General features: G+C 64.0%; 15 protein-coding genes. 6 read left to right on the top strand and 9 right to left on the bottom strand.

Annotated elements, in window-relative coordinates; genetic code table 11:
• Positions 1-87: 87 nt before the first annotated feature.
• The 4 genes from IPQ13_03025 to IPQ13_03010 all read right to left on the bottom strand — a co-directional run bounded on the left by IPQ13_03025 (position 88) and on the right by IPQ13_03010 (position 4,284).
• A complete protein-coding gene (locus IPQ13_03025) occupies positions 88-1,569 on the bottom strand; it encodes a DUF853 family protein (GenBank protein ID MBL0209878.1) in 1,482 nt (493 codons plus the stop codon).
• Between the two features lie 52 nt (positions 1,570-1,621).
• Positions 1,622-2,833 (bottom strand): hypothetical protein, encoded by a 1,212-nt coding sequence (locus IPQ13_03020; protein ID MBL0209877.1) that lies wholly within the window; start codon positions 2,831-2,833, stop codon positions 1,622-1,624.
• The gene (locus IPQ13_03015; GenBank protein ID MBL0209876.1) at positions 2,824-3,675 is read right to left on the bottom strand and encodes a bifunctional hydroxymethylpyrimidine kinase/phosphomethylpyrimidine kinase; all 852 of its coding nucleotides are present in this window, start codon (positions 3,673-3,675) and stop codon (positions 2,824-2,826) included. Before IPQ13_03015 ends, IPQ13_03020 begins: the two co-directional genes overlap by 10 nt.
• 312 nt (positions 3,676-3,987) lie before the next feature.
• Positions 3,988-4,284 carry an HU family DNA-binding protein gene (locus tag IPQ13_03010; protein MBL0209875.1) on the bottom strand — a complete coding sequence of 99 codons (297 nt, stop codon included), beginning with the start codon at positions 4,282-4,284 and terminating at the stop codon, positions 3,988-3,990.
• A gap of 394 nt (positions 4,285-4,678) precedes the next feature.
• Between IPQ13_03010 and truA the strand changes: the two genes are divergently transcribed.
• Together truA and IPQ13_03000 are read left to right on the top strand one after the other, a co-directional pair.
• Positions 4,679-5,476, top strand: coding sequence for a tRNA pseudouridine(38-40) synthase TruA (gene truA, locus IPQ13_03005; protein ID MBL0209874.1), 798 nt, complete (start codon positions 4,679-4,681; stop codon positions 5,474-5,476).
• Positions 5,477-5,509: 33 nt separating this feature from the next.
• Positions 5,510-5,761 (top strand): hypothetical protein, encoded by a 252-nt coding sequence (locus IPQ13_03000; protein ID MBL0209873.1) that lies wholly within the window; start codon positions 5,510-5,512, stop codon positions 5,759-5,761.
• A gap of 140 nt (positions 5,762-5,901) precedes the next feature.
• Here the strand turns inward: IPQ13_03000 and recR are convergent, their stop codons facing one another.
• The 4 genes from recR to IPQ13_02980 are packed head-to-tail and all read right to left on the bottom strand — an operon-like array spanning position 5,902 to position 8,306.
• Positions 5,902-6,504 (bottom strand): recombination protein RecR, encoded by a 603-nt coding sequence (gene recR, locus IPQ13_02995; GenBank protein ID MBL0209872.1) that lies wholly within the window; start codon positions 6,502-6,504, stop codon positions 5,902-5,904.
• Positions 6,504-6,806, bottom strand: a complete 303-nt coding sequence (locus tag IPQ13_02990; GenBank protein ID MBL0209871.1) for a YbaB/EbfC family nucleoid-associated protein — start codon at positions 6,804-6,806, stop codon at positions 6,504-6,506. The genes recR and IPQ13_02990 overlap by 1 nt, the downstream gene beginning before the upstream one ends.
• Positions 6,727-7,362, bottom strand: a complete 636-nt coding sequence (locus IPQ13_02985) for a DUF2062 domain-containing protein (GenBank protein MBL0209870.1) — start codon at positions 7,360-7,362, stop codon at positions 6,727-6,729. The genes IPQ13_02990 and IPQ13_02985 overlap by 80 nt, the downstream gene beginning before the upstream one ends.
• A complete protein-coding gene (locus IPQ13_02980) occupies positions 7,359-8,306 on the bottom strand; it encodes a hypothetical protein (protein ID MBL0209869.1) in 948 nt (315 codons plus the stop codon). Before IPQ13_02980 ends, IPQ13_02985 begins: the two co-directional genes overlap by 4 nt.
• A 98-nt stretch (positions 8,307-8,404) precedes the next feature.
• On the opposite strand from IPQ13_02980, the gene IPQ13_02975 reads away from it, so the two are divergent.
• From IPQ13_02975 to IPQ13_02960, 4 genes are all read left to right on the top strand, one after another.
• A complete protein-coding gene (locus IPQ13_02975) occupies positions 8,405-8,659 on the top strand; it encodes a ferredoxin (GenBank protein ID MBL0209868.1) in 255 nt (84 codons plus the stop codon).
• A 112-nt stretch (positions 8,660-8,771) separates the two neighbouring features.
• Entirely contained in the window at positions 8,772-9,221 is a 450-nt protein-coding gene (locus IPQ13_02970) for a GatB/YqeY domain-containing protein (GenBank protein MBL0209867.1), read from the top strand.
• 145 nt (positions 9,222-9,366) lie between these two features.
• Positions 9,367-11,166: a proline--tRNA ligase gene (locus IPQ13_02965; GenBank protein ID MBL0209866.1), complete on the top strand. Its 1,800-nt coding sequence runs from the start codon at positions 9,367-9,369 to the stop codon at positions 11,164-11,166.
• A 3-nt stretch (positions 11,167-11,169) separates the two neighbouring features.
• A complete protein-coding gene (locus IPQ13_02960) occupies positions 11,170-11,643 on the top strand; it encodes a hypothetical protein (protein MBL0209865.1) in 474 nt (157 codons plus the stop codon).
• Positions 11,644-11,762: 119 nt separating this feature from the next.
• Here IPQ13_02960 and ndk read toward each other — a convergent pair whose 3' ends face one another.
• Positions 11,763-12,182 (bottom strand): nucleoside-diphosphate kinase, encoded by a 420-nt coding sequence (gene ndk, locus IPQ13_02955; protein MBL0209864.1) that lies wholly within the window; start codon positions 12,180-12,182, stop codon positions 11,763-11,765.
• Between the last annotated feature and the right edge of the window lie 205 nt (positions 12,183-12,387).

The raw sequence follows: 12,387 nt of genomic DNA, 5'->3' as shown, positions 1-12,387 counted from the left end.
GGGTAGAAAGGCTATTCCAGAGGCTAGCTTCCCTCTGGTGTTTCTCCGCTAGCCTCCGCGTAATTCATTGTTTCTGAAGCGCAGACATCACCAGAGGCTCTTCTTCCGGCTGCCGCCGCCGCCAAAAAGGGAACCCATGACGCCGCGGATCAGCGAGCGGCCGATCTGGCTGCCGGCGGCGCGGACAACGCTTTTGCCGAAGGATTCGGCGAAGCCCATGCGGCTGCTTCCCGCGGATTCAGCCTTGGCCTCGGCGGCCTGCTTCTGTGCCTGCTGTTCCGCTTGGGCCTGCTGTTCGGCGCGGGCCTTCAGCATCTCGAAGGCGCTTGCGCGGTCCACTTCCTTCTCGTAATGCCCCGCCACCAAGCTTTGGGCGATGACACCCTTGCGCTCGCTGTCGTCGAGGGGCGGCAATTGGCTTTGGGGCGGATAAATCAACGCCCGCTGCACGATGCCAGGGGTGCCTTTTTCATCCAGGAAACTCACCAAAGCCTCACCCACGCCCAGCTGCGTGATGGCCGTTTCAACGTCCACGTCCGGATTGGTGCGGAAGGTCGTGGCGGCGGCCTTCACGGCTTTCTGGTCGCGCGGCGTAAAGGCGCGCAGCGCATGTTGCACCCGGTGCCCCAACTGCCCCAGCACCTTGTCGGGGATGTCGAGGGGATTCTGGCTGCAGAAGTAGACGCCCACGCCCTTGGAGCGGATAAGGCGCACCACCTGTTCGATCTTGGCGAGCAGCGCGTCCGGCGCATCTTCAAAAAGCAAATGCGCTTCGTCGAAGAAGAAGACGAGCTTCGGTTTTTCGGGATCGCCCACTTCCGGCATGCGTTCGAAGAGTTCCGACAGCATCCAGAGCAGGAACGTGGCATAGAGTTTCGGCGATGTGATGAGCTTGTCCGCCACAAGGATGTTCACCATGCCGCGGCCGTTGGGGCCGGTCTGCATCAGGTCGTCCAGGTCCAGCGCCGGTTCGCCGAAGAAGTGCGCCCCGCCTTGGTTCTCAAGTTCCAGCAGGCCCCGCTGGATGGCGCCGATGCTGGCGGCGCTGACATTTCCGTACTGGGTTCTGAAATCCGCGGCGTGGTCCCCGACATATTGCAGCATCGAGCGCAGGTCCTTGAGGTCCAGCAGCAGCAGCCCATTGTCGTCGGCGATCCTGAAGGCCATGGACAGCACGCCTTCCTGGGTGTCGTTCAGATTCAGCATCCGCGACAGCAGCAGGGGCCCCATGTCGCTGATGGTGGTGCGCACGGGATGCCCGGCCTGGCCGAAGAGATCCCAGAAGGTGACGGGACAGTCCTGGAAGGCGAAGTCCGGGGAACCCAGGGTCTGCAGGCGCTCGGAAATCTTCGGATTTTCGGACCCAGCCTTGGCCATGCCCGAAATATCGCCCTTCACGTCTGCCATGAAGACCGGCACGCCGATGGCGCTGAACCGCTCGGCCATCACGCGCAGGCTCACGGTCTTGCCGGTGCCCGTAGCCCCGGCGATGAGCCCGTGGCGGTTGGCCATGCGGGGGAGGATCTCCAGGTCCTGGGATCCTTTGGCGATGATGAGCGGGTTGGTCATGACGGCTCCGGGAGGCGGCCCCAGCTTCGAGGGAATTGCTTCAGTATCCCGTTCATTCCCATTCTCCGAACAAGCCCAGTTGCACGCCCGCGCTTGGGTCCGAGGGAAAGGGGAAATCGCCCGCCGGAGCCCAGGGCTGCTCGGGGAGGAAGGGCCCCGGCAGAGGCATGTCGGGCGGAAGCCAGCGCAGCGCAGGCGTGGCGCTGAAGCGGGCCAGCAGGGCCTCGGCGGCGCCCTCGCTGGGCACGGCCGGCACCCGCAGGAGCGCGATGGGCGGATGCTGCAGCAGTTCCCGCAGCGGAAGCGGGAAGGCGGCGCGGGATTCCAGGGGAGAAGGAACGCGGGCGTCGGCGCCAAGGCCCGTGGTGAAGCTCGGGGGCGCGGGCGGAAGGGGCAGGCTGTTGCGCCAGGGGAGGCCCTCGCGCATGGCCTGGAGCCCCAACTGGTGGGCCACCCCGGCATCATGGCAGGGACCGGCCTGGATGGAGGATTTGAGGCGCGCTTCAAGGACGCGCACGAGGCCGGCCAGGCCGTCTGCCGCGGCCTTCCAATCCCCGCTGGCGCCCTGGAATTCGGAGCCCCCGAGGACCCCCAGGCGCCAACCGCAGCGCTTCCGCTGGAAGGGCAGGGCCGAGGGCCAGCCTCCTTCGGCCAGGCGCAGGCTGAAGGCGCGTTCGAGTTCGGTCTGGAGGCCTTCTAGGTCCGCCGCGATGCCCTCCGCATCCAGCGAGGAGAGGGCCCCCAGAGGGAACAGCAGCTCGCCCCACAGGAAACCAGGCACCACCTCATCGGAGGCGCCGAGGAGGGCGGTTTCACCGTGGGGCACATGGCCGAAATCCGGCAGGGACCAGGCCTTGCCGGCATCGGGCACCCAGCCGAGCGCCCCATGGCGCCAAAGCTCTCCGGCGGCGCCGGTGGGCATGCCGGGACCATGGATCCAGCCCCGGAAAATGCCATGGCTGAAATGCCCGGCCGCGGCCTCGCGCAGATGCAGGGATAGGCCGGGCAGGGTGCTCAGGGCCTGGAAGAATCCCGTGCGGGAATCGCCGCTCAGCGCATGGAGCCAGGAGGGCTCCGCGTCCCACACCAGCGCCAGGCCGCCGGGCAGGAGGGAGGCCATCTCGTTGAGGGCCCGCAGGGCCATCCAGGGAGATAGCGGTGCCGTGGGGGCGACGCCCTCCAGAACCCGGGTGCCCGTCCATCCCGCGAAGGGCGTGTCGGCGGCGCAGCGGATGAAATAGCCTTTGCCTTCCGTCAATCGCACGGGGCCTCCGGCGGGCCGGCCAGCGCCTCTGGCGCGAAGAGCGGGCGGCCCGCTCCGCCGGGCGCGAAGGCCTGGCTCCAGCGATTCCGCAGGCGCTCCGCCGATTCTCCCGCGGCGGCCAGTTCCGAGCGCCCCAACAATCTCAGCCCCAGCCAGGCGGCGGCCAGGGTGCAGCCGGTGCCCCGCCGCTGCCCCGGGAGACGGGGAGAAGCGGGCAGGGGCGTGATGCCGTCCTCCGTGATCCAGAGATCTTGGACCCCGGGACCCGGAGCATGGCCGCCCTTGAGCCACACGGCCTTGGCGCCCCGCTCCAGCCAGGGGCGGGCCAGGTGGCCAGCCTCGGCGGTCTGGATCTGGTCCGGAGGCAGGCCGGCGGCCGCGGCGGATTCTCCCCGATTGGGACTCACCACCCAGCCGCTTGTTTTGAGCAGGACATCCGCCATGCGGCGCAGATCCGCCCCGTCATGGAGCCCCACGCCCGCCGAGGGGGCCAGGATGGGGTCCCAGATCCGGATGGGTGGATCCAGGGCCTTCAGGGTGGCTGCAAGGCGCAGGAAAGTGGATTCATCCAAGGCCGCCATGCCCAGCTTCACGCCCCACCGCCCGGCGAGGTGCGGCCCAAGGGCCTCGATGCGTTTCACCGGGTCCATGGAGGGTGCTTCGACGCGCAGGCAGGCGAGGCCGTTCTGCATGGTTTCGGCTGTGCTGACGGCCATGGGATGGACACCGAGGGCTTGAAGCGTCATCACGTCCCGCAGCAGGCCCGCCCCGGCGGACGGATCCAGGCCGCCCAGGCAGAGGGCGATCGGAGGCGTCGGATTCAGGGGCTGGGGGCTGGTCATGCGAACCCTTAAGAATGACATCGCTGGAGGCCGGGGCCAGAGGAATCGTGCATCCATGGGCCTTCACAGGAGGACCTGGACCCCAGGCCGGGGAAGGCAGGGCTTTTCCCGGATTACTCCTCCGCTCGATCCAACCATGGCGGTATTTAAGGCGGACCCGTTGGAACGAAGCGTAGGCAGAGCCGATTTTTGATTTTCTTGGTGTGGAACAAAAAATAATGGGTGAAAAACAGTAATAGATAAAAAATTCAGCCCACTGAAGTGGGCTGAACAACATCACCAAGTTTCAGGAGATAACTGCGATTTCGGGTATTACTTTTTCTTTTTACCGCCCTTGCCGTTCACGTCGTCAGCAAGCTTTTTGCCCGGCTTGAACTTCGCGACCTTCTTCGCGGCGATCTTGATGGGCTTGTTGTCCCGTGGATTGCGGCCCGTGCGGGGTCCGCGGCTCACCGTCGAGAAGGTTCCAAAGCCCACGAGGGTGACTTTGTCGCCTGTGCGCAGGGCGCCGGACACGCTGGAAATCATCTGGTCCAGGGCTGCAGCAGCCTGGGCCTTGGTGATTCCGGCCTTGTCCGAAATGGCGGTGACCAGTTCGGCTTTATTCATGTAATACCTCCGAAAATGGGGACATCGGTCCCCGGGTAAAGGAAATCGGAATCACCCCACCATGAGATGTCCCGGTTCCACTGGCTTTTCAATTAGGAAGGAGCTGGAAACCCTTACGGTTCCTAGGTTTTTGCTAAACTCCAACGAAGGTACGGTCAGGATGTAGTGATGTCAAGGGTTTTCAAATAATTTTTTTCGTAATCAGGCATGGACAGGAGATCTAGGTGGTCGATGGATGGCTGAAGACCCATAAATACTCTGTCCTAACTTCTAGAAAATAAGCAGATGCACTGATGGTGGGCCTTCCGGAAGCAGCATTGTTCCACAGCAAAGCAATCGCAACGTTCCACGGAATCTTGGCCGCGGAAAAGCCCCCCAAGCCTACAATGAGGCCATGTCCTTTCCCTTCTTCCTGCGCCTGGCCTACGTCGGCACGAACTTCTTCGGGTGGCAAATCCAGACCACTTTGCGGAGCGTCCAGGGGGAATTCTGGAAGGCGCTTCAAGCCATCGATTCCGGGGCGCCTATGCCCCAGGGAACCGGCCGCACGGACGCGGGGGTGCATGCCCGGGCCCAGGGGGTCCTGGTGCTCGCAACGAGGGATTGGGACCCCTACCGCCTGATGGCGGCGCTCAACGCCCATCTGCCGGGGGAGGTCCGGGTCATGACCGCCGAGCCCGCGCCTGCCGGCTTTTTCCCCCGCCACCATGCTGTGGCCAAGCGGTACGTCTACAAACTCCAGGAGGGGCCTTCGGCGGATCCCTTCCTGCTGGACCGGGCCTGGCATCAGTTCGGAAAAGCGCCCTTGGACCGGAAAGCCATGGCCCAGGCAGCCGCGCACCTCGTGGGCGAGCATGATTTCTCCAGCTTCCGCGCGGCGGAATGTTCGGCCACATCCGCAGTGCGCGTCCTGTTCAAGGTGGAACTGGTGGACCGAGGACCCGCCCTGGACTTGGTCTTCGAAGGCACCCGGTTCCTGATGCACCAGGTTCGGATCATGACCGGGACGCTGGTGGACATCGGCCGCGGCCGAAAAGCGCCGGATTCTATCCCGGGCATTCTCGCCGGGCGGGACCGCCGCGGATCCGGCATTTCAGCCCCCGCCCTGGGCCTCTACATGGACCAGGTGTGGTACCAGCGCCGGTGGGGCATCGGGGAACCGAGCCCATGGCCGGAGCCGCCCGAAGGTTGAAGCCAGCGGGCCGGACCGCCGCCGCCAGGCCGGTTGGAGCCGCTCCGGGATTCAGCCCAAGTTGAATTCAACGAAATAGGACCACCAAGGCACAAAGGACACAAAGGACACAAAGGACACAAAGGACACAAAGGACACAAAGGACACAAAGGACACAAAGGACACAAAGGACACAAAGGACACAAAGGACACAAAGAGACCCATCATGTGCGAGCTTCGCAGATGAAATTCAGGTGGCCCGGCGGCGGACTCACGCTTAGGTGTGATCCGCGCCGGGCCACCTGAATTTGCGGGCCTTCAGCCCGCAGGCGCTACGCGCCTCGCGAAGCGATTTTGAGCCGAAATCAGCCATGTTGGAGCTTGGTGCTTTCTTAGTGTCTTCGTGTCTTTGTGGTGAATTTTTATCTTTTCGAATGAAACTCGTATCAGCTATTGACGGGCCGCCGCCCTTCCATGGCCCGGCTGAGCGTCAGGTCGTCGGCGTATTCCAGGTCGCTGCCGACGGGAAGGCCCATGCCGATCCGCGTGACCTTCAGCCGCAGCGGTTCCAGGGTCCGCGCCAGCCATGCGGCCGTGGCCTCTCCATCCATGGTGGGATTCAGGGCGAGGATGATCTCCTGGACCTTGTGATCCTCCAGGCGCTTGAGCAGCTCGCGGATCTTGAGCTGGTCGGGGCCTATGCCGCGAAGCGGGGAGATCAGCCCGCCCAGCACGAAGTAGCGCCCGCGGAACTGGCCGTTGCGTTCGAAGCTCAGGACATTGGAAGCCTCCGCCACCACCGCCAGCGAGGCGGGATCGCGTTTCGGATCCCGGCAGATGGAACAGGCCGGCTGGTCCGTGAAGGCGCCGCACTGTTCGCAAAACCCCACGCGCTGCGCGGCCTGCGTCAGCAGATGGCCCAGGTGCTCCATGGCCTGCGGCCCTTCTTTCAGAAGGTGCAGGGCCATCCGCTGCGCGCTTTTCGCCCCCACCCCCGGGAGCTTCTGCAGGGCGTCGACCACCGACTGGAGCGGAGCGGGGAAGTCCATCAGGCCTTCAGCCCCGGGATGTTCAACCCGGCGCCCATGCCTCCGGTGGCCTTGGCCATGGCCTCATCGGCCTTCAGCGCCGCATCCTTGAAGGCCGCCAGCAGAAGGTCTTCGAGCATGGAAGGATCCTCGGGGTCCATGGCCTCTTTGGCGATGGAGATTTGCTGGACCTCCTTCGCGCCGTTCACCGTGACCTTCACCATTTGGCCGCCGGCGGTGCCTTCAGCGCGCAGGGTCTTCTGGGCTTCCGCCAGTTTCGCCTGCATGGCCTGGGCCTGCTTCATCAGGAATCGCATGTCCATGGGTGCCTCCGTGTGAATGGTGGAAATGGATCCGCCGCATGCGGCGGGCTAGCACCAGCATGGCCCAGTAACCGGCGGGGATGGCAAGGAGGCTCAGCAGCATGCCTCCGAACAGGTACGATTTCAGCACAGGCCTGAGCATGTCGTGCATGGCCTCGAAGCCCTGCCAGGTGACGAAGCTGCGCCAGCCGATCTCTCGCCAGTGGATGGTGGACAGGTCCAGGTTCATGCCCCGCCCCCTGAGGAAATTGCCCAGGTAGGCCGAGGCGGTGGCGATGGGCACCATGGTCCACGGATTGTTGATGAAGGCCGCGAGGAACATGAGCGGCCGGTGCAGGCCGCGGAACAGCGCGCAGAACAGCAGGATCATGACCGTATGCATGCCGAGCAGGGGATTGAATGCCACGGCCAGCCCGAGGGCGAAGCTCCAGGCGATGCTCTCGGCGCTCAGGTCCGGATGGAGGATGTGCAGCTTCAGCTTCGCGTACAGGCCCTTCGAGGGCTTTACCTGGGCAGGCGAGGCCGGTGGGCCGGGTGGGCCGGGGGCATCACTCATGAATGGCCGGTGCGGTCCGGGGGGCGGTCTGAGCGTTCGAAGTGGTCAAAGCTGCGGTCATCCAAAGGAATCCAGGAACCTCCATCATAGACGAGAAGCGGCGATTCCCGCTGCTCCACGGCCACGGCCACGGCCCTCAGCGGAATCCCCAGGCAGGCCTCCAGCTTTTGTTGCTCCATGGAGGAAGCGAAGCACCGGGCGTAGTCTTCGCCGCCGAAAAGTTCGTCAGCGGCGAGCCCCGGCTCCAATTCCAGCGTCACGCCGCTGGCTTTCGCCAGCATCCTGAGATCCTTCGAAAGCCCGTCCGAAAGGTCGATGCACGCATGGACTTCCGGGATGCCTCCGAGCCGCGGGCCCAGTCCGAGCATGGGTTCCGGATCCAGGTGCCAGGCGATGTCGGGGTCCGGCCGGGCCGCATTCCACCTTTCGCCGGCCTGGAGTTTTTTCAAACCCCTCAGGCTGCGGCCCAAGGGTTGGTCCACGTAGATGCGGTCGCCCATGGCGGCCCCGTCGCGCCGCAGCCACCGCCTGGCGGAGCCAAAGGCGGTGATGCCGAGGCCGATGCCTTGGGACCTGCCCACCGTGTCGCCCCCGATCACCTGGAGGTTTGAGCCGCGCGCGGTCTCAGCCAGTCCCTTCAGCAGCGATTCCACCCAGGCCATCTCCAGGTCCGGCGGCAGGGCCAGCGTGAGAGTGAATCCCAGGCAAGCGGCGCCGGACGCATCCAGGTCGGAGAGGTTCACATTCAACAGCTTCGAACCGAGGAGTTCCGGCGGATGCCACGCCCTATGGAAGTGGATCCCCTCTTCCATCAGGTCGGTTGTGACCAGAAGCACTTCGCCCGGCGGCGCGGAGGGAACCGCGCCGCAATCGTCCACAAGCGCTTCGCCCCCGGGCAGCAAAGCCCGGATGCGGGTCAGGATGTCGAGCTCTCGGGAGGCCACGGACCTCGATTCTCCCACAAGGTCCGCGCTTGGAGATGCCCGGGTCCTTTGATAATCTTGGAGGGTTCGCCCAGTGTGGAGACGGAGGAGACAACCCCATGGCAATCACCAAGGTTTGGATCGAAGAAGGCTGCATCGTGTGCAATGCCTGCGAGGCGGAGACCCCCGACGTGTTCCACGTGACGGACACCAGCTGCAACATCATGGGCGGCGTGCGGAAGGACGGCATCGACAGCGAGAACCGCGAGGAAATGAGCGAACTGAACGACGACGTGCAGACCGAACTGGCCGACAGCATCATCGCCGCCGCCGCTGGCTGCCCGGTGGAAGTCATCAAGTACGAGCAGGCCTAGCAGGCTGTAAGCTATGGGTTGAAGAGGGACGGCGCTTTGGCGCCGTTCTTCGCATTTACCAACATCCTCCGGCGGGGTTGAAGACCCGGCCGTTGCCATCCACGAGGTTCCCATGCTCGACCGCCTCCAGGCCGATCTCAAAGCATCCATGCTGGCGAAGGACAGCGCCAGGACGGGCGTGCTGCGCATGGCCCTGGCGGCCTACAAGAACGAGGCCATCGCCAAGGGGCTGGGCCCCCAGGGGAGGCTCGGCGAGGCGGATTCCATCGCTGTCTTCAAGAGGCTGGTGAAGAGCCGCGAGGACAGCGTGGAGCAATACGCGAAGGCCGGCCACCCGGACCGCGCCGCGGCCGAACAATCCGAAATCGCCATCCTCAAGCCCTACCTGCCGGCCATGCTGGAGGGAGCCCAGCTCGAAGAAGCAGTCCGCCAGGCCATCGCATCGACCGGGGCCAGCTCGAAAAAGGATTTGGGACTCGTGATGAAATCCCTCCAGGCTTCCGCAGGCGGCGCCTTCGACGGCAAGGCCGCGAGCCAGCTCATCGGATCGCTGCTGAACTGAAAAAACACCACGCGGAGGGTAGCTGAGGAAGCGGAGGGTAGCGGAGAAAAAAAATCCTTTGTAACCCTTGTTTTCTCCGCTCCCCTCCGCTCCTCCGCTCCTCCGCTACCCTCCGCGTAGTTTCTCTTTTGAAAATGGGACACACATGAAGCAATCGAAACTCCTCATCCAGACGCTCCGCGAGACGCCCAAGGACGCCGATGTCGTCAGCCAGCAGCTGATGATGCGCTCGGGGATGATCCAGAAACAGGCGGCCGGCATCTACAGCTACTTTCCGCTGGCCCTGCGCAGCATCCGCAAGTTCGAGCAGATCGTGCGCGAAGAGCTCGAAAAGGACGGCTGCCAGGAGATCCTGATGCCCACGGTCCAGCCCGCGGAGCTGTGGGAGGAGAGCGGCCGCTGGACCTTCTATGGCAAGGAGCTGCTGCGCTTCAGGGACCGCAAGGACACCTGGTTCTGCCTCGGGCCCACCCACGAGGAAGTGGTCACGGACATGGTCCGCCGCACCGTGCGCAGCTACAAGCAGCTGCCCATGAGCGTCTTCCAGATCCAAACCAAGTTCCGCGACGAGATCCGGCCGCGCTTCGGCCTCATGCGGGGCCGGGAATTCATCATGAAGGACGGCTATTCCTTCCACGTGGATGATGCCGACGCGGACCGCGAGTATTGGGTCATGTTCGAGGCCTACAAGCGGATCTTCGCGCGGCTGGGCGTGAAGTTCAGGCCCGTGGAGGCCGACAGCGGGGCCATCGGCGGCTCCTTCACCCACGAGTTCCACGTGCTTGCCGGCAGCGGCGAGGACGGGATCCTGAGCTGCGACGCCTGTGAATACACCTCCAACATCGAAAAGACCGAGGCGCCAAAGGAAGGATTGCGGGACAACGGCGCGGCCTTCGCCCTGAAGCGGGATCATTTCTGCACCCCAGGCATCCTGAGCCAGGAGCCGCAGGCCGCGGCCATGATCGACGCGGAGCATCCCGGCGGAATGCCCGTTCCGCAGACCAGCAAGTTCTTCCTGTACCGCGCGATGTTCGGAGACCAGACCACCCGGCTCGTGGGCGCGGTGCTCCGGGGCGACCACGAGGTCAATCCGGTGAAGGTGAAGAACTTCGCCGGCGCCACGGACATCGAATTGTTTCCCATCGAAGAAGCCGAAGCCTTCACCGGCGCCAAGTCGGGCTTCATGGGGCCCGTCGGGCTGAAAGACGTCCAGATCATCGTGGACCTCAGCCTGCAGGGCGCCGTCAATCTCACCTGCGGCGCGAACAAAACGGACTACCACCACTTCGGCCTGTCGCCGGAGCGCGACCTGCCGGGCTGCGCTTTCGCCGACATCCGCATGGCGGTGGAAGGCGATGCTTGCACCCGCTGCGCCCAGACTGGAAAACCTGGCGGTCGTTACCAGGCCTTCCGCGGCATCGAGGTGGGCCAGGTCTTCAAGCTCGGGGTCAAGTATTCCAAGAGCATGAACTGCACGTTCCTGGACGAGCAGGGCAAGGAGCAGCCCATGGTCATGGGTTGCTACGGCATCGGCGTCACGCGGACCGTGGCCGCCGCCATCGAACAGAACTACGATGCGGACGGCATCATCTGGCCCTGGCCCATCGCGCCCTTCCAGATCCATCTGCTCAGCCTGGACCCGGCGAATCCGGAAGTCAGCGCCGTGGCCGACCAGGTGGAAAAAGACCTCGAAGCCGCCGGTTTCGAAGTGCTCCACGACGAGCGCGAGGGCCTGAGCCCCGGCGCCAAGTTCAAGGACGCGGACCTGCTGGGCTTCCCATTGCGCATCATGGTGGGCGCCCGCGGCCTGAAGGAGGGCCTGATCGAGCTGCGGGACCGCCGCACGAAGGCGGTCGAGAAAGTCTCCCCTGGTCAAATCTTAGAGGTGGTGCAGAATGCTAAAAACCGCATCATGAAGGAACTGTCGTCCGCCGGAGGGAGATAGAGAATGGCCGAGGGTCCCATCTACCTGACCACCTTCATCGAAGGCGTGCTGGTGCATGGTTCGTCGAATCCTTCCGTGCTTCTGGTGCCTTCGGTGCATTCCCCGCACCGGGGACTGCTCATGCCGCCCCAGGTTCCCTGGGCGCCTGGATTCCTGCCCCCGGCGCTGCTCCAGAACCTGATCGACGCCACCTGGAAGATCCCCTTCCGCTTCTCGGATAGCAGCAAGCTGCCGGTGGTCTTCGACGAACGGACCTCGCGCCTCCCCACGCCCTGGCTGCTGCGCCTGGAAGGACTCGAAGGCCAGCAGCGCCTGTACCTCACCCACCTCCTGCGGTGCAAGGCCTCCCAGGACCAGCTCCCCACGCCCCCCGAAGGCGGCGTTTGGCTGACCGAAAGCACGCTCCAGACCATGGATATCGTGGGCGGCGTGAAGCGGCTATGCCAGGCGGCCTTGTGGGCGGTGAAAGAGGGGTGAGAAGTCAAAAAAGTCGAAGAGTTGAAAAGTTGAAGAGTCGAAGAGTCCTGCAAAAGCAAAGAGCGCCGAGAGGCGCTCTTTTAACTTTTTAACTTTTTAACTTTTTAACTTTTCGACCCTCAGCTCAGCTCAAACGCATTGAAGAAATACCCCACCTCAAACGCCGCGCTCACGGGGCTGTCGGAGCCGTGGGTGGCATTGCGGCCGATGTTGGTGCCGAATCGCTTGCGGAGCGTCCCATCCGCGGCGTTGGCGGGATTGGTGGCCCCCATGAGATCGCGCCATTTCAGGATCGCGCCCTCACCCTCCAGGCACATCATCACGACCGGGCCTTCGGTCATGAAGTCTTCCAGCTCCTGGTAGAAACCCTTGCCCACATGCTCGTGGTAGAAGCCCTTGCAGATGTCGGCGCTGAGCCGCACGCGCTTCATGCTGCGGACCGAGAGGCCGCTCCGCTCGATGGCGCTGACGATTTCGCCCACATGGCCGGCTTTCACGGCATCCGGCTTGACGATGGCGAAGGTGCGTTCGAAGGACATGTTTTCTCCCAAAGGCGTTGCTGAAAAATAAACTGGCCGGTTCGAGGGCGCCCCGACATAAAGGGCCGTATCAAAACAACCTGGACTGCGCAGGTTCCTATGGCGCGGATCCTAATCCTTAAGTGTGCCTGGGCCATGGAAACCTAACAAGCGCAAAGGCTTGGGGGACCGAGTCGCTCAATTTGGTTGCGGCTCGGGCCTTTAG

The organism is Holophagaceae bacterium (genome assembly GCA_016720465.1).
Taxonomy (GTDB): Bacteria; Acidobacteriota; Holophagae; order Holophagales; family Holophagaceae; genus JANXPB01.
This window is presented reverse-complemented; position numbering and strand designations above follow the sequence as displayed.